Source organism: Streptomyces sp. QH1-20 (genome assembly GCF_041283565.1).
Taxonomy (GTDB): Bacteria; Actinomycetota; Actinomycetes; order Streptomycetales; family Streptomycetaceae; genus Streptomyces; species Streptomyces syringius.
The window spans coordinates 3,282,459-3,309,191 of sequence record NZ_CP166299.1; the positions used below are offsets into that span (position 1 = coordinate 3,282,459).

Here is a 26,733-nt window from a genome sequence, read left to right on the forward strand (position 1 = left end):
CTGTCAGGCGAGTTCGCCGTCCTGCCAGACGGCCGAGACCAGGGGGACGCCGGGGCGGTAGGCGAGGTGGACGTGGCTGGGGGCGTCGAGGAGGGCGAGGTTCGCGCGGGCACCCGGGGAGAGGCGGCCGACGTCGGTACGGCGCAGGGCCGCCGCGCCGCCGGCGGTGGCGGACCAGAGGGCCTCGTCCGGGGTCATCCCCATGTCCCGTACGGCCAGGGCGATGCAGAACGGCATCGAGCTGGTGAAGGACGAGCCGGGGTTGCAGTCCGTGGAGAGGGCGACGACGGCGCCCGCGTCGAGGAGGCGGCGGGCGTCGGGCCACGCGGCGCGGGTGGAGAACTCGGCGCCGGGGAGCAGCGTGGCGACCGTGGATCCGTTGGCAAGGGCGTCGACGTCGGCGTCGGTGAGATGCGTGCAGTGGTCGGCGGAGGCCGCGTCGAGTTCGACGGCGAGCTGGACGCCGGGCCCGTGGGTGAGCTGGTTGGCGTGGACGCGCGGCAGCAGGCCCGCGCGCTTGCCGGCGGTGAGGATCGTACGGGCCTGGTCGCCGTCGAAGGCGCCGCGCTCGCAGAAGACGTCGATCCAGCGGGCGTGCGGGGCGCAGGCGTCGAGCATCGGGCCGGTGACCAGGTCGACGTACGCGTCGGGGTGGTCGGCGAACTCGGGGGCCACGATGTGGGCGCCGAGATACGTCACCTCGTCGGTGTGGACGGAGGCGATGGTCAGGGCGCGGGCCTCGTCCTCGGTGGTGAGGCCGTAGCCGGACTTGATCTCGATGGTGGTGGTGCCCTGCCGGCGCGCTTCCGCGACGTAGCGGGCGACGTTGGCGTTCAGCTCGTTGTTCGACGCGGCGCGGGTGGCGGCGACGGTGGTGCGGATACCGCCGGCCGAGTAGCTCTGCCCGGACATCCTGGCGTTGAACTCGGCGGTGCGGTCGCCGGCGAAGACCAGGTGGGAGTGGGAGTCGACGAAGCCCGGGATGACCGCGCGACCGCCCGCGTCGAGGCGGTTGTCAGTGGTGGGTGCTTTGCTGGACGGACCGACCCAGCCGATGCGGTCACCGTCGATGACGATCGCCGCGTCCTGGATCAGACCGAGGGGACCCGCGCCGAGGGAGGGGTCGTTGGTGACGAGGGTGGCGATGTTGGTGATGGCCGTCGTGTCGGCCCTCTTCTTCCCGTCCGCCGGGTCGGGCGTGGCGCCGGGGATCGTCTCGGGGCTCATCTCGGGGAGGTTCTCCTTCGTCAGCCGCGCAGCGCGGCGATGCTGTCGGCCAGGGCCGACGGGACGTCGGGCACCGACTGGTGCACTCCGTCACGCACGACATGACGGCCGCCGACCACGGTGTGCCGGACGTCGGCACTGGTCGCCGCGAATACGACCGCCTCGGCGGCGAGCCGGGGCGGCGGCCCCGCCGTACGGACGGTGTCCAGCGCGATCGTGGTGAGGTCGGCGAGCGCGCCGGTCTCGATGCGCCCCGCCTCGTGCCAGCCGAGGGCCGCGTGTCCGTCGGCGGTGGCGGCGCGCAGCAGCTCGGCCGCCGACCAGTGGCCGCGGGCACGGCTGTGCAGCCGCTCGTCCAGCTCCATGGCGCGCGCCTCTTCGAGGATGTCGATGACGGCGTGGCTGTCGCTGCCGAGGGAGAGCGGGGAGCCGCCGCGCTGGAGCTGCAGGGCCGGGCCGATGCCGTCGGCCAGGTCCCGCTCGGTGGTGGGGCACATGCACACGCCGGTGGCCGAGCGGCCCAGGAGCCGCATGTCGCCGTGGGTGAGATGGGTGGCGTGGACGGCCGTGGTGTGCGGTCCCAGGACGCCGTGGTCGGCCAGCAGCGTGGTGGGGGTGAAGCCGTGGGCCTCGACGCAGGCGTCGTTCTCGGCGGTCTGCTCGGAGAGGTGGACGTGCAGCGGGGCGGTGCGGTCCTGCGCCCAGGCGGCGACCGTGGAGAGCTGGTCGACGGGCACGGCCCGTACGGAGTGGATGGCCGCGCCGATCCGGGTGTTGGCGTCGGCCTTGAGGTCGTCGGCGCGCTCCGCCCACCGCGCGGCGGTGCCGTCGCTGAAGCGCAGCTGGTGCCGGTTGGGCTGGGCACCGAAGCCGGCGGAGAGGTAGCAGGTGTCGAGGAGCGTGATGCGGATACCGGCCTCGGCGGCGGCCGCGATCAGCGCCTCGCCCATGGCGTTGGGGTTGTCGTACGCACCGCCGCCGGGGGCGTGGTGAAGGTAGTGGAATTCGCCGACGGCGGTGATGCCGGCGAGGGCCATCTCGGCGTAGGTCGCCCGCGCGAGCGCGAAGTAGCTCTCGGGGGTGAGCCGGTCGGCGACGCCGTACATGACCTCGCGCCAGGTCCAGAAGGAGTCCGGTGCCCGGTCCGCCCCGGCGGCCGGCCGGTCGTCGCCGAGGCCCGGCAGCGCGAGGCCGGGTGCGGCCTGCACGACGCCGCGCAGGGCGCGGTGGAAGGCGTGGCTGTGGGCGTTCGCGAGCCCGGGGAGGGTCAGTCCGCGCAGGGTCGTGGCGCCGGGCGGGGGAAGCGGGACCTCGGTGCGGACGGCCGTGATCCGCCCGTCCGTCGTCTCGATGGCCACGCCGTGCTCGACGCGGTCCTCGAGCCACGCGTGCTCCGCCCAGTAAGTCACCTGCACGCGAGACCCTCCAGTACGTCGGCGAGAGCGGTCACCCCGGCCAGGCAGTCGTCCTCGGCCGCCGTTTCGGCGGGTGAGTGGGAGACACCGGTCGGGTTCCGCACGAACAGCATGGCGGTGGGGATGACGCCGGACAAAATACCCGCGTCGTGTCCCGCTCCCGTCGGCAACACGGGCACATCGCCGAGCAGCTTCGCCAGCTCGTCGCGGAGGTCGTGCGCGAATTCCACCACCGGAGTGAACGATTCCCGGGTGACGCGGACGTCGACGCCGTCGCGGGCGCCGCGCTCGGCCGCCGCGCGTTCGATCTCCTCGACGACGGCGGCGAGGGTCTCCTCGTCGGCGGCGCGGGAGTCCAGCCAGCCGCGGACCAGGGAGGCGATGGCGTTCACGCCGTTCGGCTCGACGCTGACCTTGCCGAAGGTGGCGAGGGCACCGGCGGTCCGGGCCTTCTTGCGGGCGGCCAGCACCGTGTTGGCGTAGGTGAGCATCGGGTCGCGGCGGTCCTCGATGCGGGTGGTGCCGGCGTGGTTGGCCTCGCCGTGGAAGTCGAACCGCCAGCGGCCGTGCGGCCAGATGGCGGAGGCGACGCCGACGGCGTGGTCCGTGTGGGCGAGGGCGCGGCCCTGCTCGACGTGCAGTTCGACGAACGCGCCGATCCGGGCGAGGCGCTCGGGGTCCGCCCCGATGGTCTCCGGGTCGTACCCGGCGCGCTCCATGGCCTGCGGGAGCGAGACGCCGTCGGCGTCGCGCAGCGCGTGGGCCTTGTCGAGGGTGAGCTGCCCCGCGGTGAGCCGGGAGCCGACGCAGGCGAGCCCGAAGCGGGCGCCCTCCTCGTCGCCGAAGTTCACGATGGCCAGCGGGCGGGTGGGACGGGTGCCGCGGGCGCGGAGCTCGTCGAGGGCGGCGAAGGACGAGACGACGCCGAGGGGGCCGTCGAAGGCCCCGCCGTCCGGGACGGAGTCCAGGTGGGAGCCGGTGACGACGGCGTCCCCGGCGGCGGGGTCGCCGAGCCACGCCCACTGGTTGCCGTTGCGGTCCTGCTCGTAGGTCAGGCCGCGGGTCTCCGCCTGCGCGCGGAACCAGTCGCGGCAGTCGGCGTCGGCACCCGTCCAGGCGTAGCGGCGGTAGCCGCCGCTGTCCGCGTTGCGGCCGATGGGCAGCAGATCGCGCCACATCTCGTGGAACGACGGCCCGGGGTGCGAACCCCGGACGGGCCGGTCGGGCTGGGCGGCCTCGGTCACGACGCGTCGTCCTCGCGCATCGGGATGCGGACGTCCCGCTCCGCCGCGACGGACTCCGCGATGTCGTAGCCCGCGTCCACATGGCGGATCACGCCCATGCCCGGGTCGTTCGTCAGCACGCGGCGGATCTTCTCGCCCGCGAGGGCCGTGCCGTCGGCGACCGTGACCTGGCCCGCGTGGATGGAGCGGCCCATGCCGACGCCGCCGCCGTGGTGGAGGGAGACCCAGGACGCGCCGGAGGCGACGTTGACCATGGCGTTGAGCAGCGGCCAGTCGGCGATCGCGTCGGAGCCGTCGAGCATGGCCTCGGTCTCGCGGTACGGGGAGGCGACCGAGCCGCAGTCGAGGTGGTCGCGGCCGATGGCCAGCGGTGCGGCGAGCGTGCCGTCGGCCACCATCTCGTTGAAGCGCTCACCGGCCTTGTCGCGCTCGCCGTAGCCGAGCCAGCAGATGCGGGCGGGCAGGCCCTGGAAGTGGACCCGCTCGCCGGCCATCTTGATCCAGCGGGCGAGGGACTCGTTCTCGGGGAAGAGTTCGAGCATCGCCTTGTCGGTCTTGTGGATGTCGGCCGGGTCGCCGGAGAGCGCCGCCCAGCGGAAGGGGCCCTTGCCCTCGCAGAAGAGGGGGCGGATGTAGGCGGGCACGAAGCCGGGGAAGTCGAAGGCGCGGGCGTAGCCCGCGAGCTGGGCCTCGCCCCGGATGGAGTTGCCGTAGTCGAAGACCTCTGCGCCCGCGTCCATGAAGCCGACCATGGCCTCGACGTGCCGGGCCATGGACTCGCGGGCCCGCTGGGTGAAGTCGGCGGGCTTCTCGGCCGCGTAGGAGGCCATCTCGTCGAAGTCGACGCCGACGGGGAGGTAGGCGAGCGGGTCGTGGGCGCTCGTCTGGTCGGTGACGATGTCGATGGGGGCGTTCATCGCGAGGAGCTGCGGGAGCAGCTCGGCGGCGTTGCCGAGGACGCCGATGGACAGCGGACGGCGGGCGTCGCGGGCCTCGGTGGCCAGTTGGAGGGCGTGGTCGAGCGAGTCGGCCTTCACGTCCAGGTAGCGGTGCTCGATGCGGCGGTCGATGGCACGCGGGTCGCAGTCGATGCAGATGGCGACGCCGTCGTTCATGGTGACGGCGAGCGGCTGGGCGCCGCCCATGCCGCCGAGGCCGGCGGTGAGGGTGATGGTCCCGGCCAGGGTGCCGTTGAACTTCTTGGCCGCGACGGCGGCGAAGGTCTCGTAGGTGCCCTGGAGGATGCCCTGGGTGCCGATGTAGATCCACGAACCGGCGGTCATCTGGCCGTACATGGTGAGGCCGAGGGCCTCCAGCCGCCGGAACTCCTCCCAGTTGGCCCAGTCGCCGACCAGGTTGGAGTTGGCGATGAGGACGCGCGGCGCCCATTCGTGCGTCTGCATGACGCCGACGGGGCGGCCGGACTGGACGAGCATCGTCTCGTCCTGCTTGAGCGTGGTCAGGGTGCGGACCATGGCGTCGAAGGAGCGCCAGTCGCGGGCGGCCTTGCCGGTGCCGCCGTAGACGACGAGCTTGTCCGGGTGCTCGGCGACCTCGGGGTCGAGGTTGTTCTGCAGCATCCGCAGTGCGGCTTCCTGCTGCCACCCCCGGGCGGTGAGCTCGGTTCCTCGCGGCGCTCGCACGGGTCGCGGTCCTGACATGGGCCCTACCTCCCTGGCTCTGAATAGAACACTGCACATCTTGGGGCGCTGAATACAGCTAGTCAACAGGTGAGGGCGGGCGACCTCGTCCCGCGTCGGCGGGCCGACGGGTCCGGCCCGGCCGCCGGCCGGCCCCGCCACGCCCGGACCCGCCGCAAACCCTCCCGGGCCACGGCCTCAGGTGGTGGAGTGGAGTCATGACCGGGCAGAGCGCAGACGACAGGCGGGCGGTCGCCGTGGCGGCCGCGGTGGGGCAGGGGATCGTCGGGGCGGCGCACCCGGTGGCCGGATTGCTGGACGTGCGGGGCATCCGCGAGGCCGCCGCCGCGTTGCGGAGCGCCTTCGCGGAGGCCGGCGGGCACGTGGAGGTGCTGCATGCCTTCGCGGTGAAGGCCGCGGCTCTGGTGCCCGTGCTGCGGCTCCTCGCCGACGAGGGGCTGGGCTGCGAGGTCGCGAGCCCCGGGGAGCTGGCGCTGGCGCGCGCGGCCGGCGTGCCGGCGGGGCGCACCGTGCTGGACTCGCCCGCGAAGACCGGCGCCGAGCTGCGCGAGGCGCTGGCGCTCGGCATCGCCGTCAACGCCGACAGCCGCGAGGAGCTGGCCCGGCTGGACGCGCTGGTGCGGTCCGCGCCGACCGACTCGGCCCTGGGCGTACGGGTCAACCCCCAGGTCGGCTGCGGCAGCATCGACGCGCTGAGCACGGCCACGGAGACCTCGAAGTTCGGGGTGGCGCTGCGCGACGCGGGGGCCCGCGACTGGCTGATCCGCGCCTACGCGGAGCGGCCGTGGCTGACCCGTATGCACGCCCACGTGGGCTCGCAGGGCTGCCCCCTGGAGCTGATGGCCGAGGGGGTGCGGATCGCCTACGAGCTGGCCGAGGAGATCAACGGGGTCGTCGGGCGGCAGCAGATCGACACCCTGGACATCGGCGGCGGCCTGCCCGTCAACTTCGCGTCCGACGAGGTCACGCCCACCTTCCGGGACTACGCGCGGCTCCTGGCCGCGACCGTCCCGGGGCTGTTCGACGGGCGGTACGGGCTGGTCACCGAGTTCGGCCGGTCACTGCTGGCCAAGAGCGGCACGGTGCTGGCCCGGGTGGAGTACACCAAGTCCGCCGGGGGCCGGCGGATCGCGGTGACGCACGCGGGCGCCCAGGTCGCCACGCGCACGGTGTTCGCGCCGGAGTCCTGGCCACTGCGGGTGGCGGTGTTCGACGCGCTGGGACGGCCGAAGACGACCGAGCCGGTGCCGCAGGACATCGCCGGACCGTGCTGCTTCGCGGGCGACCTGGTCGCCGTGAACCGCCCGCTGCCCCTCCTGGAGGCCGGGGACCATGTCGCGCTGCTCGACACGGGCGCGTACTACTTCTCGAACCACTTCGCGTACAACTCGCTCCCCCGTCCGGGGGTTTACGGGTACGCGCTCGCAGAAGGCGGGAGTGACGGCGACGCCGTACGGTTCGCCCCGGTGCGGATGCCGCAGACGCTGGACGAGCTCGTGGCCGAGAGCGGTGAGGCGTGCGCCGCGGATCTCACGGCGCTGCGCTGAACCCCGGGCTCCGTCCCGGGCCCCGGTCCTCAATCACCGGACGGGCTGGAAACTCAACCTCGCGCGGAGCGCACCCGTTTCGCACCACCCGGCGCCGCGTCCCCCGCCGACAACCCGGTGGTCAAGTAGCCACGTACCGGCTTTCCGGCGGCGCTGCCGCGTGCCGAGTCCGTGCGGACCCACAGCAGCACCTCGCCGGCCCGTTCCAGGCCGCCCAGCCACAGGGCCTTGGCCCACAGGCCGACGCCCAGTCCGGCCATCGCCATGCCCGCCGCGGCCGGGACGGCGAAGGAGACGGCCACGGCGGTGAGGAAGGCCGCCGCGAGCCACCAGCGCCGGTGGCGCCGCCAGTTCCGTATCGTCACGGCGCGGTCCTGGAGGATGACGGACCGGCCCGCCCGCGACGCGCCGAGCGCGAGCTCGGCGTACCGTCTGCGTCGTGCCGCGAAGGCCACGCACCCCGCGACGATGAACAGCGCCGCCCCGGCGAGCACCCCGATCCGGCGTCCGGTGAGCCCCGGCACCAGCGCCCCGACGCCGGCACTCAGCACGCCCAGCCACCACAGCGGGCCGGCGGGTGCCCGTACGACCACCGCCACCCGCGCCAGCGCATACGCCCCGCGCCCCACGGCAGACCTCCTTGTGTCCTTGACTTCGCCTGTCCGCGCGGCACGCTAACCGACCAATCTGAGGACCGGCTGAGAACCCGCGCCCACCGGTGTCATACCCGGGTATCCCCCGCGAGTTGGCTCCGACGTATGACGCCCGGGCACCCGTTCGCTCCCTAAGGTCGGCTCATCAGCCGATCGGAAAGGAGCCGGGGATGCCTGCGTACGAGCGTGGTCTGAAGCGCCGGGCGGTCGTCGCGGCGGGGGTACTGGCCGTGACGAGCCTGCTGGGCACGACCGCCCCCAAAGCGGCCGCGCACGAGGCGGCCGGCGCGGGCCGCCCGCACGGGCAGTTGCCTGCGCCCACCGGCCCGTACGCCGTGGGCACCACCACCCGGCACCTGGTCGACGACAAGCGGCGGGACCCGTGGCAGCCCGAGCGGGGGCCCCGCGAGGTGATGGTGAGCTTCTGGTACCCGGCCGAACGGGGGCACGGCGGCCGGACGGCACCGCACATGGACGAGCGCGCGGCGGCCCACTTCGGCTCCGCCACCGGGGCGGGCTCCCTCAACTACGGCGTACCGGCGGGGAAGGCCGACTGGGCCGCCACGCGTACGCACGCGCGCGTGGACGCCCCCGTCGCCCGGGGCTCGGGCAGCTATCCGGTGGTGCTGTACTCGGCGGGCCTGGGCGACCCGCGCACCTGGAACACCGGCCTGGTGGAGGACCTGGCCTCGCGCGGCTATGTGGTCGTGACCGTCGACCACACCTACGACTCGTCGGAAGTGGCCCTGCCCGGCGGGCGGCTGGCGAAGTCCGTCCTGCCCGAGCTGGCCCAAAAGCCCGGTACCGACATCGGCGCCGTGCTGCGCAAGGCGATGAAGGCCCGGGTCGACGACACCCGCTTCGTCCTCGACACCCTCGGCGACGCCAAGCGACGCACGTCCCTCCCGCCCGGTCTCGCCAACACCATGGACCTGCGGCGCGTCGGCATGGCCGGGCACTCCGCGGGCGGCTTCACCGCGCTCCAGACCATGCACGACGACCGCCGGATCCGGGCGGCCGTCAACATGGACGGGACGCTGGAGTTCCCCGGGCCGGGCGGCTCCGGGAGCGAGCTGAGCACGGTGGCCCGTGACGGCCTGGACCGGCCGTTCCTGCTGATGGGCACGGAGAGCCCGGACTCCGGCGATCACCACCGGCAGCCGTCGTGGGCGGCCCTGTGGGAGAACTCGACCGGCTGGCGCGACGACGTGACGCTGCGCGGCTCGCGCCACGGCTCCTACACCGACGCCTCCGCGCTGCTGCCCTCCCTGGCGGCGCAGGGCGCGGTCCCCCCGGAGGCCGTCCGGGAGCGGCTCGGGACGGTCCGCCCGGAGCGCGCGGTGGCGGCGACGCGGACGCACGTCGCCGCGTTCTTCGACCGGTTCCTGAGGAGCCGCGCCTAGCCCTGCGGGCCGCCTCAGGTGCACCTCCGCTGCGCGGCGGTGTCCTCAATCACCGGACGGGCTGCTGTGCTGTGTCCTCAATCGCCGGACAGGCTTGGCGGCTGAGCTCAGCCCAATCAAGCCCGTCCGGCGATTGAGGACGCGCCCGCAGGGCGCCCGCCGCCGCAGGCGGCATGACGGCCCGCAGGGGCGAGGTCACTCCACGAACAGCCCCCGCGCAGCGGCCTTCGTATCGAACTCCTCCAGCCGCGCCTGCGCATCCGGCAGCGCGTCGCACATCGCCTCCAGCAGCACCCGCCCCAGAAGCATCGGCGCGCACGCCGTGTCGAAGGCGAGGCCCGTGCCGACGGCGGCGGGGAGCAGGTGGTCGGTGTGGCCCGCGACGGGGGCGAAGGTGGAGTCGGCGACGGTGACGACGGTCAGCCCCGCGCCCCGCGCGTACTCCAGCGCCTCGACCACCTCGCGCGGGTGGCGGGGCAGCGCGAAGCACAGCAGGGCACTCGCCCCCGCCCGTACGGCGGCGTCGATGCGGTCGGCGAGCAGGGTGCCGCCCTCGTCGAGGAGCCGGACGTCGGGGTGGACCTTGCGAGCGAAGTAGACGAAGCCGCCCGCCTGGGCGGCCGCCGCGCGCAGACCGAGCACGGGCAGCGGCCGGGAGGCGGCGAGCAGCCGCCCGGCCCGGGCGACGGGGGCCGGGTCGGCGAGCAGCGAGGCGAGATGGCGGAGATTGTCGATCTCCGCGTGCACGGCCTGCTGGTACTCGTTGTACGAGCCCTCGCCGGGCGCCTCGGCGGCGGGCACGACATCGCGCAGATGGCGGCGCAGGGCGGGGTAGCCGTCGAAGCCGAGGGCGACCGCGAAGCGGGTCACCGACGGCTGGCTGACGCCCGCCAGCTCGGCCAGCTCGACGCTGGAGAGGAAGGGCGCGTCGGCCGCCCGCCGCACCATGCAGTGGGCGATGCGACGCTGGGTCGGCGTCAGCCGGTGCCCCTCGAAGAGCTTCTGCAGGCGTGCGGTGGCTTCCGGTTCGCCCCCGGTCTCCGTCATCGGGCCCTCCATGGTGTTCGACGGTTCACTCGACCTCGGACCTCCATTCAGATGGCCCTGACTCTGCATGAATATATGCAGCGCGCTGCCGCCGTCCACTGCGGCGCCCTACAGCGGCGGCAGCAGCTTCTTCTGCGGCTTGCCCATCGCATTGCGCGGCAGCGCTTCCAGGAAGCGGATCCGACGCGGCCGCTTGTGCACGGACAGATGCCCGGCCACGAAGTCGATCAGTGCCTTCTCGCTCACGTCGTCGGCCACGACATAGGCGACGATCTCCTGGCCCAGGTCCTCGTGCGGGGCCCCGACGACGGCCGCCTCGCGCACCGCCGGGTGGTCCAGCAGCGCGTTCTCCACCTCGCCCGCCCCGACGCGGTAGCCGCCCGACTTGATCAGGTCGGTGGAGGCCCGGCCCACGATGCGGTGCGAGCCGTCCGGCTCGATGGCGGCGATGTCGCCGGTGCGGAACCAGCCGTCGTCCGTGTACGCGGCCGCCGTCGCCTCCGGGCGGCCCAGATACCCGGTGAACAGCGTCGGCCCGGCCACCTCCAGCTCGCCGATCTCCGCGCCGTCCTCCGCCACCACGCGCGTGCGCACCCCGGACAGCGGCAGCCCGACCGAGCCGGGCCGGCGCTCCCCGTCGGCCCGCGCGGAGACGGTGATCAGGGTCTCGGTCATGCCGTACCGCTCGACGGGCCGCTGCCCGGTGAGCCGTTCCAGGTCCCGGAAGACGGGCGCGGGCAGGGCCGCGCTGCCCGACACCAGCAGCCGCGCCCCGCTCAGCGCCCGCGCGGCGTCCGGTTCGCGGACGACGCGGGACCACACGGTCGGCACCCCGAAGTACAGGCTGCCGCCGGCCGCCGCGTACGCCTGCGGGGTCGGCCTGCCCGTGTGCACCAGGCGGCATCCGGTGCGCAGCGCGCCCAGGACACCCAGCACGAGGCCGTGCACATGGAAGAGCGGCAGCCCGTGCACGAGCGTGTCCTCCGCCGTCCACTGCCAGGCCTCCGCGAGCCCGTCCAGGCCCGCCGCCACCGCGCCGCGCGGGATCAGCGCCCCCTTGGGCGCCCCCGTCGTCCCGGAGGTGTAGAGGATCAGAGCGGTCGTCTTCGGGTCCTCCGCCACGGCGGAGAAGTCGGCGCGCTCCCGCGGGTCCACCGGAACATCGGCGTCCGCTTCGCCGCCCAGGACGAGTTCGGCGCCGGAGTCCCGCAGGATGTGCTCCCGCTCCGCGGGTCCGGCGTCGGGCGGCAGCGGCACCACGGGCACACCGGCGAGCAGCCCGCCCACGACGGCCACGACCGTCGCCGCGGTCGCGTCGGCCCGCACGGCCACCGAGGCCGCGCCCGCGATCCGGGACGCCACCGCGCCCGCGGCACCCAGGAGTTCCTCCCGCGAGAGGGACTGCCCGGCGACGGTCAGGGCGTCCGCCCGGTCGACGGCCCCGGGCCCGGCGAGGGACGACAGCAGAGGTTCGGGCACGGACTGCTCCTTCCACGGGGGCCCTCGCGTGGCGGGGACTTCCCCTACTGCGGATACGGGTGCTGGCCCCACTGACCGCGGGGCCCCAGTGACCGTACCGTTGCGGGCATGATGGCCCGCGACCCCGAGCTGAAAAAGGAACTCGACGCGACCCTCCAGACCCGTAAGGAGCTGGGGTCGGAGTACGAGTCGGAACTCATCGACGCATTCCTGGAGAAGGTCGAGCGGAAAGTCGAGCAGAAGATCGACGGCACGGTCGACAAGCGGGTGCGACGGCACCTCGCCGAACAACAGATGACGGTCGCCCGCGGCGGCCGTCCCCGCGCGGGCGATCCCGACCCGGGCGGCTTCGGCGAGCGCTTCGGCTTCGCCGCGGTCTCGCTGGTCCTGGCGATCCCGCTGTCCGCCATCGCCGTGGTCAACGCGGGCCTGTCCGGCCTGCTGGTGAGCTGGGCGGGCATCGTCGGCGTCAACCTGGCCCAGTCGGCGGGAGGTTCTTCCTGGCTCCGCGGCCGCAAGAAGGAAACGGACTGGGAGTAGGGGGGACCGCCGCACCACCGGCCGAGGCCAGGGTCGGGACGACGGCGGTCCCCCATCAGGACGCGGCCCGAACCGGCCGAACCGGCGTCCGCGTCCGGGCGGCCGTGGAGTCCGGGAGCCGCTCCGGAATTCCTGCCGCCGTTCGTGGTGCCGGCCCGGGCGGTGAGCCCGTGCCGACACCCCTCACTATGCCGGACCGTTGTTAAGTCCGTGCTGCCAGCACGTGACTTGTACGTGCCTTTGACGGCCCGTCCGTTGGCCGGCAGGCCACCGGCGTTACTTGGAGCCCGCGCCCTCCGCCAGGAAGGCCAGCAGGTCCTGACGGCTCACCACACCGGTCGGCTTGCCCTCGACGAGGACGACCGCCGCGTCGGCCTGGCCGAGTACGGCCATCAGGTCCGCGACCGGCTCGCCGGAGCCGACCTGCGGCAGCGGCGGGCACATGTGCTTCTCCAGCGGGTCGGAGAGGGAGGCGCGCTGGGCGAACAGCGCGTCCAGCAGCTCGCGCTCCACGACCGAGCCGATGACCTCGGCGGCCATGACATCGGGGTGCCCCGCTCCCGGCTTCACGATGGGCATCTGCGAGACGCCGTACTCGCGGAGCACCTCGATGGCCTCACCCACGGTCTCCTCGGGGTGCATGTGCACCAGCGAGGGCATGTCGCCCTCCTTGCGGCGCAGCACGTCGGCGACGCGCGCGGCGTCGCCGGCCTCCTCGAGGAAGCCGTAGTCCGCCATCCACTCGTCGTTGAAGATCTTGCTGAGGTAGCCGCGGCCGCTGTCGGGCAGCAGGACGACGACCACGTCGTCCGGGCCGAGCCCCTCCGCGGCGCGCAGGGCGCTGACGACCGCCATGCCGCAGGAGCCGCCGACGAGCAGGCCCTCCTCCTTGGCGAGACGGCGCGTCATCTGGAAGGCGTCCTTGTCGGAGACCGCGATGATCTCGTCGGTCACCGTGCCGTCGTAGGCGGACGGCCAGAAGTCCTCACCGACGCCCTCGATCAGGTACGGACGGCCGGAGCCGCCGCTGTAGACCGAGCCCTCCGGGTCCGAGCCGATGACCTTGACCCGGCCGCCGCTGATCTCCTTGAGGTAGCGGCCGGTGCCGCTGATCGTGCCGCCGGTGCCGACGCCCGCGACGAAGTGGGTGATCTTCCCCGCCGTCTGCTCCCACAGCTCGGGGCCGGTGGACTCGTAGTGGGAAAGGGGGTTGTTCGGGTTGCTGTACTGGTCCGGCTTCCAGGCGTTGGGCGTCTCCGCGACGAGCCGGTCGGAAACGTTGTAGTAGGAGTCCGGGTGCTCGGGGTCCACCGCGGTCGGGCAGACCACGACCTCCGCACCGTAGGCCCGCAGCACATTGATCTTGTCAGTGGAGACCTTGTCCGGGCAGACGAAGATGCACTTGTAACCCTTCTGCTGAGCCACGATCGCAAGGCCCACGCCCGTGTTGCCGGACGTCGGCTCGACGATCGTGCCGCCGGGCTTCAGCTCCCCGGACTTCTCGGCGGCCTCGATCATCCGCACGGCGATACGGTCCTTCACCGAGCCGCCGGGGTTGAAGTACTCGATCTTGGCAAGCACGGTGGCTTGAAGGCCTTCGGTCACGCTGTTGAGCTTCACGAGCGGGGTGTTGCCAACGAGCTCAATCATCGAATCGTGATACTGCACGGTGATCTCCGCGGTCGGGGGTACTAGCGGTCGTCGCGTACCCGTACATCCAGCCTATTGCGCCGCCGAGTGCACTAGCGGCGCGTTGCGCGGGCGGGCGCTCGGGGCAACAAGCTGTTAGCACGGTCGGGCAAGGGTGCACGGCGGTGGATCGGGAGGAGGCCCGGGCCTATGTCCATGTCGAGGGCGAGGGTCGCACGGCGGATCGCGTCCGCCGCCGCGTACGGCGGCGGCGGGGTCGGACTGCTGGGCGGGGCGGCGCTGGGCGTGCTGCTCACGGAGGTCGCGCTGGCCAGGCGGGTGGTCGGCGGGCACAACGACGCCCCGCCACGCGCGGACGGCCGCTACGGGTCCTCCTTCGTCCACCGGCTGGGGCACGAGCCGCTGCTGCTGGGTGTGCTCGGCGACTCCACGGCCGCCGGACAGGGCGTGCACCGCCCCCGGCAGACGCCGGGGGCTCTGCTGGCCTCGGGGCTCGCCGCGGTCGCGGAGCGGCCCGTGGAGCTGCGCAACGTGGCGCTGTCGGGTGCGCAGTCGCACGACCTGGAGCGGCAGGTCACCATGCTGCTGTCCGACCCGGCCCGCACCCCCGACGTCTGCGTGATCATGATCGGCGCGAACGACGTCACCCACCGGATGCCCTTCGCCCGGTCCGTGCGGCTGCTCTCCGACGCGGTGCGCAGACTGCGGGAGGCGGGCTGCGAGGTGGTCGTGGGCACCTGCCCCGACCTGGGCACGCTGGAGCCGGTGTACCAGCCGCTGCGCTGGCTGGCCCGGAAGCTCAGCCGCCAGCTGGCGGCGGCGCAGACCATAGGGGTGCTGGAGGCGGGTGGCCGCACGGTGTCACTGGGCGCGCTGCTGGGGCCGGAGTTCGAGCAGAACCCGCGGGAGCTGTTCGGGCCGGACAACTACCACCCCTCGGCCGAGGGGTACGCGACGGCGGCCATGGCGGTGCTGCCCACCCTGTGCGCGGCGCTGGGCTACTGGCCGGAGGACGAGGAGCGGCCGGACGCGACCCGCCGCGAGGGCATCCTGCCCGTGGCCCGGGCGGCCGCGGAGGCGGCGGCCGAGGGCGGTACGGAGGTCACGGCGACCCGCGGCCGGTGGGCCCTGCTCAAGCACCGCAGGCGGCAGCGGCTGCCCGCGCACACGGAGGCCACGCCCCACCACGTCTGGTCCCGGGCGCGGCGCGAGGCGTGAGCGGCGGGGCGGTCACCGCGATGCCGGGTGACCGCCCCGCCCCCCTGAGCAGCCGCTTAGAAAAGAGGCCCGCATCACAGCACGCAGTCAGTGACCATGGCCCTACGTGCGGGTAACTTCCAGTTGAGTCCAGCCTTTCGCGCCCCTTGGAGCCGTGATGCCCGAAGCCGTGATCGTCTCAACCGCCCGCTCCCCCATCGGCCGCGCCTTCAAGGGCTCGCTGAAGGACCTGCGCCCCGACGATCTGACCGCCACGATCATCCAGGCGGCGCTCGCCAAGATCCCCGAGCTCGACCCGCGCGACATCGACGACCTGATGCTCGGCTGCGGTCTGCCCGGCGGCGAACAGGGCCACAACCTGGGCCGCATCGTGGCCGTGCAGATGGGCATGGACCACCTGCCGGGCTGCACGATCACCCGTTACTGTTCCTCGTCGCTCCAGACCTCGCGGATGGCGCTGCACGCCATCAAGGCGGGCGAGGGCGACGTCTTCATCTCGGCGGGCGTCGAGATGGTCTCCCGGTCCGTCAACGGCTCCTCCGACGGCATGCCCGGCACCCACAACCCGCTCTTCGCGGACGCCGAGGCCCGCACCGCCGAGCGCGCCGCGCAGGAGGGCACGGACTGGCACGACCCGCGCGAGGACGGCCTCATCCCGGACGCGTACATCGCGATGGGGCAGACGGCCGAGAACCTGGCCCGCCTCAAGGGTGTGACCCGCCAGGACATGGACGAGTTCGGCGTGCGGTCGCAGAACCTCGCCGAGGAGGCCCTCAAGAACGGCTTCTGGGCCCGTGAGATCACCCCCGTCACCACCCCGGACGGCACGGTCGTCTCCAAGGACGACGGCCCGCGCGCGGGAGTGACCCTGGAGGGCGTCTCGGGCCTGAAGCCCGCCTTCCGCCCCGACGGCCTGATCACGGCGGCCAACTGCTGCCCGCTCAACGACGGCGCCGCCGCCCTGGTGATCATGTCCGACACCAAGGCGCGCGAGCTGGGCCTGACCCCGCTCGCCCGGATCGTCTCGACCGGCGTCTCGGGCCTGTCCCCCGAGATCATGGGCTACGGGCCGGTGGAGGCCAGCAAGCAGGCCCTGAAGCGGGCCGGGCTGGGCATCGGCGACATCGACCTGGTCGAGATCAACGAGGCGTTCGCGGCGCAGGTCATCCCCTCGTACCGGGACCTCGGCATCGACCTGGACCGCCTGAACGTCAACGGCGGCGCCATCGCCGTGGGTCACCCCTTCGGTATGACCGGCGCGCGCATCACGGGCACGCTCATCAACTCGCTGCAGTTCCACGACAAGCAGTTCGGTCTGGAAACGATGTGCGTGGGCGGCGGCCAGGGCATGGCGATGGTGATCGAGCGGCTGAGCTGATCCGCAGCGGAGGGTAGGGGTCACCGACCGCATCGCTATGCGGCTCCGCCGCGTGGCGAGGTGGCACCTGCCCGCAGCGGAGGATCGGCTCAGCCGCGACCAGAAAGCACGAGCGGCTGAGCTGATCACATCTGATCAGGGCTGACCTGCGGGTCTGTCGAGCGACGCACATCTGACCCCATATCGGCCTCCGGCGTGGCCGTGCGGGAACGTGACCGAATCTCCCCCAGGATGTGACCAATGTCCCGGGGGAGATTCGTTTCCCCAGGTCAGAGTCGTTGAAGGAACAACGTCCAGGCCCTTGGACCCGCCCGTTTCATGACGTTTTGCACTACGCTCCGGGGGCATCGCGCGCGAAGCTGAGGTAGGAATTCGGGGGATCTATTGCAACCGGGAGTACGTCAGTGAGCGCCATGTCCCTTGCCCTGCTGCTTGCCGCTGCCACCGCGACGGCGGCGGGCGCCGCCGCCCTTCACACCACACGCGGTCTGCGCCGGCAGATCACCGCCCTGCGCAGCGAGCTGGCGGCCGCCACCGCGGACCGCCCGGTCCACGCCCCCGTGCCCGCCGCCCGTACCGCCCCCGTGGCGGAGCTCTCCGAGATACGCGCGGCCGTCGCCGACGCGCTCGCCGAGGAGCGCGAGCGGGAGCTGGCCGAGGCCCGCGCCTTCTGGGCGGCGCAGGAGGCCCGGGACGCCGCCGACGCCCCCTCCCTGCTGGGCGGCCTGGCCGGCCTCGGGGACGACCTGCTGACGCCCGACGGCCCCTACAGCGGGCTCTTCGTGCCCCGCCAGGCGGACCTCGCCGGTCTGGAGCCGCTGACGGGCACCGACCCGCTGACGGAGGCGGCCGAGGCCGTCGCCGACGCGGAGGCCGCCGAATCGCCCGAGCTGGCCGCCGCGCGCCGCCGCCACCCCTCGCACCCGGACTTCTCGCCGTTCCCCCAGATCGACGACCACGAGCGCACCGTCGAGCGCCTCGCCGAGCTGGCGGAGACCCGGATGCCGCTGGCCGACGTCCGCCCCGGACCGCTCGGCACCCTCGACGTGTACGTCTTCGCCGACGGCACCACGATCTGCATGACGCCGGGCCACCGCGAGACCGCCGAGCGGCTCGCGGACGCGCTGCGCACCGGCGACGCCCCCGTCCTGCTGGGCGGTTCCGGGGTCTCCGGCGCGTACGCCCTGACGTTCGGCTGCGCGTCGGGGAACGTCTACGTCCTCGCCGACCGCGTCATCGCCTCGCTGTAGCCCCTCACGGGCCCGGCAGCGGCCGTACGGGCTCCCGCCCGCCCTCGGGGGCCGGCAGCCCTTCCGCCGCCCTCCGTAAGGCGTTTACAGGCCGCAGCGCTTCGCCGCGGCCTCGACGAGGGCCACGGCCTCGGCCACCCCCGGGCCCGTCGCGGCCGGATCCCCACCGCCGACGGCCAGCGCTTCGGCCAAATCGTGGCCGGCCACGGCCACTTGGTCGGCGACCGCGAACATGCCGGCCTCCGGCATCTCCCGGGGCGCGGGCGTCCCCGGCTCCTCGACGGCTTGCGTCCAGGCGGCCAGCTCTCGGGCCAGGGCCAGCGCTTCCGCCGCCGCCCCCCGGCTCAGTCGGGACTGCGGCAGGGCACGCAGCCGGTCGGCGAAGGCGTCCACAGCGGCCAGAAGAGGCGTCACATCATCCACGCCGCGAGCCTATGCGCCGCCCACCGACTGTTGCCAACGCCTGAACACTCAGGCACGGTGACATGAAGGACCATCATTCGACGCGTCCGGAGGCGCCGATGACCCACGTCTTCTCCGACGAGACCCACCGGAATCTGCTCTCCCGAATCCCCCATTGCACCGGCCGCGAGATCGCCGACTGGCTGCGCACGGTCGACGAAGGCCCCTCTCTCTTCCGCTTCGAGGAGAAGGTGAGCTGGCTGCGGGGAGAGCACGACCTCGCATACGGCCACGCCAAGGCGATCGTCCACGAGTACGACCTCCGGCGGGCGGCGCGGAAGCTGGGATAGCCGCACACCCGGCGAAACGACCCCCGACAGACGACGAAGGGCCCGGGAAGGCGATGCCTTCCCGGGCCCTTCCGGTCACCATGGGCGACCGGGGTCCAGCTGCTCGTTCCGTCAGTCGCTGTTCAGCAGCGAGATCAGCCGGAGCATCTCGGTGTAGATCCACACGAGCGAGAGCGTCAGACCGAAGGCCGCCAGCCAGGACTCCTCGCGGGGAGCGCCGTAGCGGACGCCGTCCTCGATCTGCTTGAAGTCCAGCGCGAGGAACGCCGCGCCGAGCAGCACGCCGATGATGCCGACGACGATGCCCAGGCCACCGGTGCGGAAGCCGAGGCCGTCGCCACCGCCGAAGACGGCGAAGAGCATGTTGACGGCCATCAGCAGCACGAAGCCGATCGCGGCCGCCATCACGAAGCGGACGAACCTGCGGTCGACCCGGATGAGACGGGTCTTGTAGGCGATGAGGACACCCACGAAGACGGCGGTCGTACCCAGCACCGCCTGCATCGGGGCGCCCTGCGCGACGTTGTTGTAGACCTGGCTGATCACACCGAGGAACAGGCCCTCGAAGACGGCGTAGCCGAGGATCAGCGCGGGGACGGGCTTGGCCTTGAACGCCTGGATGAAGCCGAGCACCATCGCGACGAGACCGGCACCGAATCCGAGCGCCACGGGCAGCTCGAGCGCCCAGGCCAGACCGGCGGCGACGACGACCGCACCCAGCGTGATGGCGGTGCGCGAGACGACGTCGTCCATGGTCATCCGACCGGGCTGCGCCGGCGCCTGCGGGGCACCGTGCTGCAGGTCGGGACCACCGGTCGCGTACGGGTTCGCCGCGTACGGGTTGGTGGGCTCGGCGTACGGGTTGGTCGCGTAGGGGTTGCCCTGGGTCGCGGCCCCGGCCTGCGGCCCCGCGTTGAAGCCCGCGTAGCCGCCGTTGTCGCGGCTGAACCCCCGTCGCGAGAAGACCGGGTTGCTGCTCCTCATTTCACTCCTCCATGGCCACCCTGCGCGGCCTTGCGACAAGGGTAATAGGTAGGCAAAGAAATGGCCCTCCTGCTTGGGGACGATCTTTTCTTTGCGCGTCTTCCCTGACAACGCAAACCGAAGCCGGTCGGTTCCACGTGACGCGTCGCACACCGAGAAACGGTGGGGTACATTCCGCTTCCGGCGGAGACCGCGCCCGTGTGTGGATACAGCACGGTGCGCGTTGGTGCCCGGAACCGGACTCGAACCGGCACGGCCGTAAGGCCAGCGAGGTTTAAGCTCGCCGTGTCTGCATTCCACCATCCGGGCAGAGCTCTCGGGCCGTAACGGGCTGGGAGGCGCGCGCGCCTCACCAGAAGAGAGCAGGACGAGCCTATCCGGGGAGCGCCCCCCAAACAGCGGAACGATGACCCGAGGTTGTCTTATTTTATTGGCAACTGAGGGCCTATCAGTGCAGGGATGTCGCCATTGGCACATGCCAGAGGCCGATCTCCCCCGTTCATCCCCCCGCCCCTCGCGCCGTCCGCAATTGTCGCAATCTCGTCTCCGGCACTCGGGGGCACCCTCCTACCAAAGGATGACGAACCGCTCGGCGGCTACCCCTTGAGTCTGTCCCGGGAACGGGAGCTGGGTCTGATCCCGGCGGCGGATCGGCACAGGACGATGGAGATACGACCCCGCCCTCGTCCTGACAGGAGTGCTCCACCGTGACCACCACCCCCTTCGGCGCCCAGACCGCCGTCCGCACCACCGCGGTGGCGGCCCGCGCCACGGACCTCACCAAGGTCTACGGACAGGGCGAGACCCAGGTGGTCGCCCTGGACGCCGTGTCCGTGGAGTTCCGTCAGGCCGAGTTCACCGCGATCATGGGCCCGTCCGGCTCCGGCAAGTCGACGCTCATGCACTGCATGGCGGGCCTCGACTCCGTCTCCGGCGGCTCGGCGCGGATCGGCGACACCGAGCTCACCTCGCTGAACGACAAGAAGCTCACCCGGCTGCGCCGCGACAAGATCGGCTTCATCTTCCAGGCGTTCAACCTGCTGCCGACGCTGAACGCCCTGGAGAACATCACGCTCCCCATGGACATCGCCGGCCGCAAGCCCGACAAGCAGTGGCTGGACATGGTCGTCGACACCGTCGGTCTCTCCGGGCGGCTCAAGCACCGGCCCAACCAGCTCTCCGGCGGCCAGCAGCAGCGCGTGGCCGTGGCCCGCGCCCTGGCCGGCCGCCCCGAGATCATGTTCGCCGACGAGCCGACCGGAAACCTCGACTCCCGCTCCGGCGCCGAGGTGCTGGGCTTCCTGCGCAATTCGGTGCGCGAGCTGGGCCAGACCGTGGTGATGGTCACCCACGACCCCGTCGCCGCCTCCTACGCCGACCGGGTCGTCTTCCTCGCCGACGGCCGCATCGTCGACGAGCTGCGCGAGCCCACCGCCGACGCGGTCCTCGACCGCATGAAGCGCTTCGACGCCAAGGGCCGCACGAGCTGAGGACCGGGAAACACCCCTGGACCGCCCGTAGCCCCCTCCCTCTCGTCCCCCTCGCCCCTCACCCGTCACAGGGACGAGGGAACCCCACTCAGGACTGACCATGTTCCGTACCGCCTTGCGCAATGTGCTCGCGCACAAGGCCCGGCTGCTGATGACCGTCCTCGCCGTCATGCTCGGCGTGGCCTTCGTCTCCGGCACCCTGGTCTTCACCTCGACCATCTCGGATGCCTACCAGAAGAGCTCCCAGAAGGGCTTCACCGGCGTCGACGTCGCCATCCAGCCCCACCGGGAGGACGGCGACAAGGGCAAGCCCGGTGCCGCGCCCGACCTCGCCCAGGGCCTGCTCGACCGGGCCGCGAAGGTGCCGGGCGCGGCCTCGGCCACCGGCTCCGTCAACGGCTTCGCCGCGATATCGGACAAGAAGGGCAAGCTCGTCGGTGAGGGCTTCGCCTCCGCCGGTGCCAACTACTACCCGGGCGCCGGCGGCAAGGACCCCCGCTACCCGATGAAGAGCGGCCGCGCGCCGCAGGCCAAGGGCGAGATCGCCCTCGACGCCACCACCGCCGACCGCACGGGCTACAAGGTCGGCGACACCGTCCGGGTCTCCGTGAACGGCCCGGTGCTGCCGCAGAAGGTCACCGGCATCTTCACCACCGACGACGGCAACGTCGCCGCCGGTGGCAGCCTCGCCCTCTTCGACACCCCGACCGCGCAGAAGCTCTACGCCAAGCCCGGCCGCTTCAGCGAGATCGACGTGAAGGCCGCCCCCGGCACCTCCCAGACCGCGCTCAAGGCCGAGCTGGACAAGATCCTGCCGCGCGACGCCGAGGCCACCACCGGCAAGAAGCTCGCCGACGACCAGGCGAAGATCATCGCCACCGGCATGGACGGCATGAAGGACGCCCTGCTGATCTTCGCGGGCATCTCCCTCTTCGTGGGCATCTTCATCATCGCCAACACCTTCACCATGCTGGTCTCCCAGCGCACCAAGGAGCTGGCGCTGATGCGGGCGGTCGGCGCGAGCCGCCGCCAGGTCACCCGCTCCGTGCTCATCGAGGCGTTCGTCGTCGGCGCGGTCGCGGCCGTCGCGGGCCTCGTCGCCGGCATCGGCATCGGCGCCGGTCTGCGCGCCCTGATGAACGGCACCGGGGCCACCGTCCCCGACGGACCGCTCGTGATCCCGCCGTCCGCGGTCATCAGCTCGCTGGTCGTCGGCATCGTCGTGACGATGCTCGCCGCCTGGCTGCCCGGCCGCCGGGCTGCGAAGATCCCGCCGGTCGCCGCCATGAACAGCGTGCACGCCGTGGCCACCACCCGGTCGCTCGTGGTCCGCAACTCCATCGGCGCCGTCCTCTCCGCCGCCGGTGTCGCGCTCGTCCTCGTCTCGAAGACCCAGTCGATCCTCGGCATCGGCGCCGCGCTGCTGCTCATCGGCGTCTTCGTGCTCACCCCGCTGCTGTCCCGCCCGCTGATCGCCGCCGCGGCCCCCGTGCTGCGCGTCTTCGGGATCTCCGGCAAGCTCGCCCGGCAGAACGCGGTCCGCAACCCGCGCCGCACCGCCGCCACCGCCTCGGCCCTGATGATCGGCCTCACCCTGATCACCGGTCTGACCGTGATCGCGGGCAGCGTGTCCCAGGCCATCGACAAGATGGCCACGGACGCCATCAAGGCCGACTACATCATCTCCATGGCGAGCCAGACCCCGCTCTCCCCGGACGTCGAGAAGAAGCTGTCCGCGCTGGACGAGGTCACCGCCGCCACCCCGCTGCGCCAGTCCCCGTCCCGGATCGACGGCGACTTCCAGCAGCTCGTCGGGGTCAACGGCAAGACCGTCGCCGACCTCACCAAGCTCGACTTCACCAAGGGCTCGTTCGCCGGCCTCTCCGGCAACAAGGTCGTCGTCGACGACAAAACCGCCCGCAGCTACGGCTGGAAGCTCGGCTCGACCCTCGATGCCACCTACGAGGACGGCAAGCGCGGCAAGCTCACCGTCTCGGGCGTCTACAAGGGCAACGACCTGATGCGCGGCATCATGGTGGACACCAAGACCCTGGCCCCGCACCAGAGCGAGATCGCCGACCAGCAGGTCATGGTCAAGACCAAGACCGGTACGAGCGAGGCGGCCGAGGAGTCGCTGCGCAAGGCCCTCGGCGACAACCCGGCCATTTCGATCCAGACCAAGAAGGACGTCTCCGAGAGCATCGCCGGCGCGATCAACCTGATGCTCAACATGCTCTACGGGCTGCTCGCGATGGCCGTGATCGTCGCGGTGCTCGGCGTCGTCAACACCCTCGCGATGTCGGTCTTCGAGCGGTCGCAGGAGATCGGCATGCTGCGCGCCATCGGCCTGGACCGCAAGGGCATCAAGCGGATGGTGCGGCTGGAGTCGCTGGTCATCTCGCTCTTCGGCGGTGTGCTCGGCATCGGACTCGGCGTCTTCTTCGGCTGGGCGGCCGGCGAGCTGATCCGCAATGCCATGGCCACCTACGAGCTGGTGCTCCCCTGGGGCCGCATGGGGATCTTCCTGCTGCTGGCCGCCGCCGTGGGCGTGCTGGCCGCGCTGTGGCCCGCCCGCCGGGCGGCCCGGCTGAACATGCTCTCGGCCATCAAGGCCGAGTAGCGGGCGCGGGCGTCGCGGCCGGCCCGAATCCGGCCGCGACGCCCGTCACGAAGGCCCGGCCCGCGCGACCTCCCGTCGCGCGGGCCGGGCCTTCTTCGTACGGGCTCAGCCCCGCCACTCCCGGGTCCGCAGCGACAGCCCGGACGCCCCGGACTCGGGCGTACGGACCGCCAGCACCTGGTTGACCCCTATCCGGTTGCGCTCGAAGGACAGCGCGGACGCGGCCATGTAGAGCCGCCAGACCCGGGCGCGGCCGGGCGAGCTGAGCCGGACGGCCTCGTCCCAGTGGGCCTCCAGATTGGCCACCCAGCGGCGCAGCGTCAGGGCGTAGTGCTCGCGCAGCGCCTCCACGTCGCGGACCTCGAACCCGGCGCGCTCCAGCTGCCCGACGGTCCGGCCGACGGGCGCGAGCTCCCCGTCGGGGAAGACGTAGCGGTCGATGAACTCGTCGACCTCGTACGCCCCCTCGTCCCTCAGCGGCCGCCGGGCGATCTGGTGGTTGAGCAGCCGGCCGCCGGGCTTCAGCAGCCCGTACAGCTCGGCGGCGTACTCGGCGTAGCGCGCAGAGCCGACGTGCTCGGCCATGCCGATGGAGGAGATGGCGTCGAAGGGCCCGTCGAAGGTCTCGCGGTAGTCCTGGACCCGTATCTCGACGCGGTCCGCCAGCCCGGCCTCGGCGACCCGCTTACGGGCGTACGCGGCCTGCTCCTCGGAGAGCGTGATGCCCACCGCGCTCACCCCGTACTCGCGGGCGGCGTGCAGCACCATCGAGCCCCAGCCACAGCCGACGTCCAGGAGCCGCTGTCCGGGTTCGAGGGCCAGCTTGCGGCAGACGAGGTCGAGTTTGGCGTGCTGGGCCTCTTCGAGGGTGGAGTCCGAACTCTCCCAATAGGCGCAGGAGTAGACCATCGAGGGGCCGAGGACCCGCTCGTAGAAGGTGTTGCCCACGTCGTAGTGGTGGCTGATGGCCGCCTTGTCACGGCGCAGGGTGTGCAGCGGGCCGCCGCGGGGGCGGGGCGCCTCCTCGGGCGGCGGTGACGGCGGCAGCCAGGGCCCGGCGATCTTGATCAGCTCGATGCCCGCGGCGCGCGTCCCCCGGTCGCGCAGGGCGCTCAGCAGGGCGGCGAGGCCCGAGGTGCGGGTGGCGGCGTCCTCGCCGCGCTCCCAGAGGGACCCGGAGAGCAGGTCGAGGGCTTCGTAGAGATCGCCCTCGATGTCGAGGTCACCGGCGACCCAGGCGCGGGCCAGGCCCAGCTCGCCGGGCTTCCACAGCAGCCTGCGCAGGGCCCGGCGGCGGCGGATGACCAGGACCGGGGTCCCCGGAGGGCCGGACTCGCTGCGGTCCCAGGCGCGGAGCCGCACCGGGAGCGGGGCTCCCAGTACCTGCTCCGCGAGCGCGGTGAGCCGTCCAGCGGCGTCGGCCATGTCGCACACCTCCGTGATGAAGCGCCAGGAAAAGATTCACCTGACACCTAAACACTTACGGGTCGCGCTGTACTCCCGTCCCCTGAGACTTGGTCAACTCCCCTGCCGCTAAACATGCCGAAGGGCGCCCACCCCACGGAAGATGGACGCCCTTTGGACTACGTACTGCGGCTTGACGCTAGGAGGCCTTGGCCTTCTCCGCGTCGGCCTTCTGGGCCTGCGGGGCCGGCTTGGCCGCCTCGTAGAACTCCTCGCGGGGGTTCTCCATGGCGCCGAGCGAGACGACCTCGCGCTTGAGGAACATGCCCAGCGTCCAGTCGGCCAGGACGCGGATCTTCCGGTTGAAGGTCGGCATCGCCATGCCGTGGTAGCCACGGTGCATGTACCAGGCGAGACGGCCCTTGAGCTTGATCTTCATCTTGCCCATGACGATCATCGCGACGCCCTTGTGCAGGCCGAGGCCGGCGACGGCGCCCTTGTTGGCGTGCGAGTACGTCTTCTGCGGGAAGCCCCGCATGCCGGAGATCACGTTGTCGCCGAGGACCTTCGCCTGACGCAGCGCGTGCTGGGCGTTCGGCGGGCACCAGGCGTTCGGGTTGCCGGCGTTGCGGCCGACCATGTCCGGAACCTGGGCGTTGTCGCCCGCGGCCCAGATGTAGTCGGTGCCCTGGACCTGGAGGGTCTCGGTGGTGTCGACGTGGCCGCGCGGACCGAGCGGCAGGCCGAAGCGGGCCAGCGCCGGGTTGGGCTTGACGCCCGCGGTCCACACGATCGTGTTGGAGTCGACCTCGAGGCCGTTCTTCAGCACGACGTGGCCGTCGATGCAGGAGTCCATGGACGTCGAGAGGTGGATCTCGATGCCGCGGCTCGCCAGGTGCTGCTTGCCGTACTCGCCGAGCTTCGGGCCGACCTCGGGAAGGATCTTGTCGGCGGCGTCGACGAGGACGAAACGCATGTCCTCGCGCTTGACGTTCGGGTAGTACTTGGCGGCGTCGCGCGCCATGTCCTCGACCTCGCCGATGGTCTCCGCGCCCGCGAAGCCACCGCCGATGAAGACGAAGGTCAGCGCCTTGCGGCGGATCTCCTCGTCGGTCGTGGAGTCAGCCTTGTCCAGCTGCTCCAGGACGTGGTTGCGCAGGCCGATGGCCTCCTCGATGCCCTTCATGCCGATGCCGTTCTCGGCAAGGCCGGGGATCGGGAAGGTTCGGGAGACGGCGCCGAGCGCGATGACCAGGTAATCGAAGGGCAGCTCGTACGCCTCGCCGACGAGCGGCGCGACGGTGGCGACCTTCCGGTCATGGTCGATCGTGGTGACGCGGCCGGTGAGGACCTCCGCCTTGGGGAGCACGCGTCGCAGCGGCACCACGACGTGGCGGGGGGAGATGCTGCCGGCAGCTGCTTCGGGCAGGAAGGGCTGGTAGGTCATGTACGAGCGCGGGTCGACGACCGTGACGGTCGCCTCCGCGTACCGCATCTTCTTAAGGATGCGGCGCGCCGCGTACAGGCCGACGTACCCACCGCCTACTACGAGGATCCGTGGACGCTCCGTGGTGCTCATGTTTCGAGTATCCAGCACTCTCGGGAGGGGTGCTCGTGAGCCCCTTCACAAGGTCTGAGGGTCCATCTGCTACACTCCGCCGCCCCCGTGACCCACGCCATACTCCCGTAAGGGAACCACGCCTCGGCCGCATCCGTTGTTCACCCCTGCTGAACTGGCCTTGCGTGCTTCGCGGCCACTGGACCAGTGCTC

Annotated in this window: 21 protein-coding genes and 1 tRNA gene; 9 read left to right on the forward strand and 13 right to left on the reverse strand. The window is 72.2% G+C overall.

The window, feature by feature from the left end; genetic code table 11:
- Nucleotides 1-3: 3 nt before the first annotated feature.
- The 4 genes from hutI to hutU form a co-directional block, all read right to left on the reverse strand.
- Nucleotides 4-1,227: an imidazolonepropionase gene (hutI, locus tag AB8O64_RS14715; RefSeq protein WP_370419583.1), complete on the reverse strand. Its 1,224-nt coding sequence runs from the start codon at nt 1,225-1,227 to the stop codon at nt 4-6.
- A 20-nt stretch (nt 1,228-1,247) separates the two neighbouring features.
- Nucleotides 1,248-2,642 (reverse strand): formimidoylglutamate deiminase, encoded by a 1,395-nt coding sequence (locus tag AB8O64_RS14720; RefSeq protein ID WP_370419584.1) that lies wholly within the window; start codon nt 2,640-2,642, stop codon nt 1,248-1,250.
- Nucleotides 2,633-3,820: an allantoate amidohydrolase gene (locus AB8O64_RS14725; RefSeq protein ID WP_370423871.1), complete on the reverse strand. Its 1,188-nt coding sequence runs from the start codon at nt 3,818-3,820 to the stop codon at nt 2,633-2,635. The genes AB8O64_RS14720 and AB8O64_RS14725 overlap by 10 nt, the downstream gene beginning before the upstream one ends.
- 62 nt (nt 3,821-3,882) lie before the next feature.
- Nucleotides 3,883-5,547 (reverse strand): urocanate hydratase, encoded by a 1,665-nt coding sequence (hutU, locus tag AB8O64_RS14730; protein WP_370419585.1) that lies wholly within the window; start codon nt 5,545-5,547, stop codon nt 3,883-3,885.
- A 197-nt stretch (nt 5,548-5,744) separates the two neighbouring features.
- Here hutU and AB8O64_RS14735 point away from each other — a divergent pair, with 197 nt between their 5' ends.
- Nucleotides 5,745-7,094: a diaminopimelate decarboxylase gene (locus tag AB8O64_RS14735; RefSeq protein ID WP_370419586.1), complete on the forward strand. Its 1,350-nt coding sequence runs from the start codon at nt 5,745-5,747 to the stop codon at nt 7,092-7,094.
- 53 nt (nt 7,095-7,147) lie between these two features.
- On the opposite strand, the gene AB8O64_RS14740 is transcribed toward AB8O64_RS14735, so the two are convergent.
- Entirely contained in the window at nt 7,148-7,723 is a 576-nt protein-coding gene (locus tag AB8O64_RS14740; RefSeq protein ID WP_370419587.1) for a hypothetical protein, read from the reverse strand.
- A gap of 194 nt (nt 7,724-7,917) precedes the next feature.
- On the opposite strand from AB8O64_RS14740, the gene AB8O64_RS14745 reads away from it, so the two are divergent.
- Complete coding sequence (locus AB8O64_RS14745; RefSeq protein ID WP_370419588.1) at nt 7,918-9,150, forward strand: alpha/beta hydrolase family protein; 1,233 nt, start codon at nt 7,918-7,920, stop codon at nt 9,148-9,150.
- A gap of 195 nt (nt 9,151-9,345) precedes the next feature.
- Here the strand turns inward: AB8O64_RS14745 and AB8O64_RS14750 are convergent, their stop codons facing one another.
- Complete coding sequence (locus AB8O64_RS14750) at nt 9,346-10,197, reverse strand: MurR/RpiR family transcriptional regulator (RefSeq protein ID WP_370419589.1); 852 nt, start codon at nt 10,195-10,197, stop codon at nt 9,346-9,348.
- Nucleotides 10,198-10,305: 108 nt separating this feature from the next.
- Nucleotides 10,306-11,676 carry an acyl-CoA synthetase gene (locus AB8O64_RS14755; protein ID WP_370419590.1) on the reverse strand — a complete coding sequence of 457 codons (1,371 nt, stop codon included), beginning with the start codon at nt 11,674-11,676 and terminating at the stop codon, nt 10,306-10,308.
- Nucleotides 11,677-11,784: 108 nt separating this feature from the next.
- On the opposite strand from AB8O64_RS14755, the gene AB8O64_RS14760 reads away from it, so the two are divergent.
- Nucleotides 11,785-12,216: a hypothetical protein gene (locus tag AB8O64_RS14760; RefSeq protein WP_370419591.1), complete on the forward strand. Its 432-nt coding sequence runs from the start codon at nt 11,785-11,787 to the stop codon at nt 12,214-12,216.
- Between the two features lie 276 nt (nt 12,217-12,492).
- On the opposite strand, the gene AB8O64_RS14765 is transcribed toward AB8O64_RS14760, so the two are convergent.
- Nucleotides 12,493-13,884, reverse strand: a complete 1,392-nt coding sequence (locus AB8O64_RS14765) for a cystathionine beta-synthase (RefSeq protein WP_356458251.1) — start codon at nt 13,882-13,884, stop codon at nt 12,493-12,495.
- A gap of 171 nt (nt 13,885-14,055) precedes the next feature.
- Here AB8O64_RS14765 and AB8O64_RS14770 point away from each other — a divergent pair, with 171 nt between their 5' ends.
- The 3 genes from AB8O64_RS14770 (at nt 14,056) to AB8O64_RS14780 (ending at nt 17,712) form a co-directional block, all read left to right on the forward strand.
- Nucleotides 14,056-15,084 (forward strand): SGNH/GDSL hydrolase family protein, encoded by a 1,029-nt coding sequence (locus AB8O64_RS14770; protein WP_365374009.1) that lies wholly within the window; start codon nt 14,056-14,058, stop codon nt 15,082-15,084.
- A gap of 157 nt (nt 15,085-15,241) precedes the next feature.
- Nucleotides 15,242-16,462 (forward strand): acetyl-CoA C-acetyltransferase, encoded by a 1,221-nt coding sequence (locus AB8O64_RS14775; protein ID WP_356458255.1) that lies wholly within the window; start codon nt 15,242-15,244, stop codon nt 16,460-16,462.
- 404 nt (nt 16,463-16,866) lie between these two features.
- On the forward strand, nt 16,867-17,712 hold the full coding sequence (locus AB8O64_RS14780; protein WP_370419592.1) for a hypothetical protein: 846 nt from the start codon (nt 16,867-16,869) through the stop codon (nt 17,710-17,712).
- 84 nt (nt 17,713-17,796) lie between these two features.
- On the opposite strand, the gene AB8O64_RS14785 is transcribed toward AB8O64_RS14780, so the two are convergent.
- The gene (locus AB8O64_RS14785; protein ID WP_356458258.1) at nt 17,797-18,135 is read right to left on the reverse strand and encodes a hypothetical protein; all 339 of its coding nucleotides are present in this window, start codon (nt 18,133-18,135) and stop codon (nt 17,797-17,799) included.
- Nucleotides 18,136-18,233: 98 nt separating this feature from the next.
- Between AB8O64_RS14785 and AB8O64_RS14790 the strand changes: the two genes are divergently transcribed.
- Nucleotides 18,234-18,464, forward strand: a complete 231-nt coding sequence (locus tag AB8O64_RS14790) for a DUF4287 domain-containing protein (protein WP_130878224.1) — start codon at nt 18,234-18,236, stop codon at nt 18,462-18,464.
- Between the two features lie 111 nt (nt 18,465-18,575).
- Here the strand turns inward: AB8O64_RS14790 and AB8O64_RS14795 are convergent, their stop codons facing one another.
- Complete coding sequence (locus tag AB8O64_RS14795) at nt 18,576-19,448, reverse strand: Bax inhibitor-1/YccA family protein (protein WP_370419593.1); 873 nt, start codon at nt 19,446-19,448, stop codon at nt 18,576-18,578.
- 224 nt (nt 19,449-19,672) lie between these two features.
- A tRNA-Leu gene (locus AB8O64_RS14800) sits at nt 19,673-19,757 on the reverse strand.
- Between the two features lie 398 nt (nt 19,758-20,155).
- Between AB8O64_RS14800 and AB8O64_RS14805 the strand changes: the two genes are divergently transcribed.
- Together AB8O64_RS14805 and AB8O64_RS14810 are read left to right on the forward strand one after the other, a co-directional pair.
- Nucleotides 20,156-20,938, forward strand: a complete 783-nt coding sequence (locus tag AB8O64_RS14805; protein WP_362222289.1) for an ABC transporter ATP-binding protein — start codon at nt 20,156-20,158, stop codon at nt 20,936-20,938.
- Between the two features lie 100 nt (nt 20,939-21,038).
- Nucleotides 21,039-23,558, forward strand: a complete 2,520-nt coding sequence (locus AB8O64_RS14810; RefSeq protein WP_370419594.1) for an ABC transporter permease — start codon at nt 21,039-21,041, stop codon at nt 23,556-23,558.
- Nucleotides 23,559-23,663: 105 nt separating this feature from the next.
- On the opposite strand, the gene AB8O64_RS14815 is transcribed toward AB8O64_RS14810, so the two are convergent.
- Together AB8O64_RS14815 and AB8O64_RS14820 are read right to left on the reverse strand one after the other, a co-directional pair.
- Nucleotides 23,664-24,983: a class I SAM-dependent methyltransferase gene (locus AB8O64_RS14815; protein WP_370419595.1), complete on the reverse strand. Its 1,320-nt coding sequence runs from the start codon at nt 24,981-24,983 to the stop codon at nt 23,664-23,666.
- A gap of 178 nt (nt 24,984-25,161) precedes the next feature.
- Nucleotides 25,162-26,541, reverse strand: a complete 1,380-nt coding sequence (locus tag AB8O64_RS14820) for an NAD(P)/FAD-dependent oxidoreductase (protein WP_130878216.1) — start codon at nt 26,539-26,541, stop codon at nt 25,162-25,164.
- Nucleotides 26,542-26,733: the final 192 nt, after the last annotated feature.

Coding starts and splice junctions, on each gene's coding strand:
- AB8O64_RS14770 (WP_365374009.1), top strand. CDS start 14,056: ATGTCCATGTCGAGGGCGAGGGTCGCACGGCGGATCGCGTCCGCCGCC.
- AB8O64_RS14810 (WP_370419594.1), top strand. CDS start 21,039: ATGTTCCGTACCGCCTTGCGCAATGTGCTCGCGCACAAGGCCCGGCTG.
- AB8O64_RS14775 (WP_356458255.1), top strand. CDS start 15,242: ATGCCCGAAGCCGTGATCGTCTCAACCGCCCGCTCCCCCATCGGCCGC.
- AB8O64_RS14745 (WP_370419588.1), top strand. CDS start 7,918: ATGCCTGCGTACGAGCGTGGTCTGAAGCGCCGGGCGGTCGTCGCGGCG.
- AB8O64_RS14725 (WP_370423871.1), bottom strand. CDS start 3,820: ATGTGGCGCGATCTGCTGCCCATCGGCCGCAACGCGGACAGCGGCGGC.
- hutU (WP_370419585.1), bottom strand. CDS start 5,547: ATGTCAGGACCGCGACCCGTGCGAGCGCCGCGAGGAACCGAGCTCACC.
- AB8O64_RS14750 (WP_370419589.1), bottom strand. CDS start 10,197: ATGACGGAGACCGGGGGCGAACCGGAAGCCACCGCACGCCTGCAGAAG.
- AB8O64_RS14735 (WP_370419586.1), top strand. CDS start 5,745: ATGACCGGGCAGAGCGCAGACGACAGGCGGGCGGTCGCCGTGGCGGCC.
- AB8O64_RS14790 (WP_130878224.1), top strand. CDS start 18,234: ATGACCCACGTCTTCTCCGACGAGACCCACCGGAATCTGCTCTCCCGA.
- hutI (WP_370419583.1), bottom strand. CDS start 1,227: ATGAGCCCCGAGACGATCCCCGGCGCCACGCCCGACCCGGCGGACGGG.
- AB8O64_RS14795 (WP_370419593.1), bottom strand. CDS start 19,448: ATGAGGAGCAGCAACCCGGTCTTCTCGCGACGGGGGTTCAGCCGCGAC.
- AB8O64_RS14820 (WP_130878216.1), bottom strand. CDS start 26,541: ATGAGCACCACGGAGCGTCCACGGATCCTCGTAGTAGGCGGTGGGTAC.
- AB8O64_RS14815 (WP_370419595.1), bottom strand. CDS start 24,983: ATGGCCGACGCCGCTGGACGGCTCACCGCGCTCGCGGAGCAGGTACTG.
- AB8O64_RS14760 (WP_370419591.1), top strand. CDS start 11,785: ATGATGGCCCGCGACCCCGAGCTGAAAAAGGAACTCGACGCGACCCTC.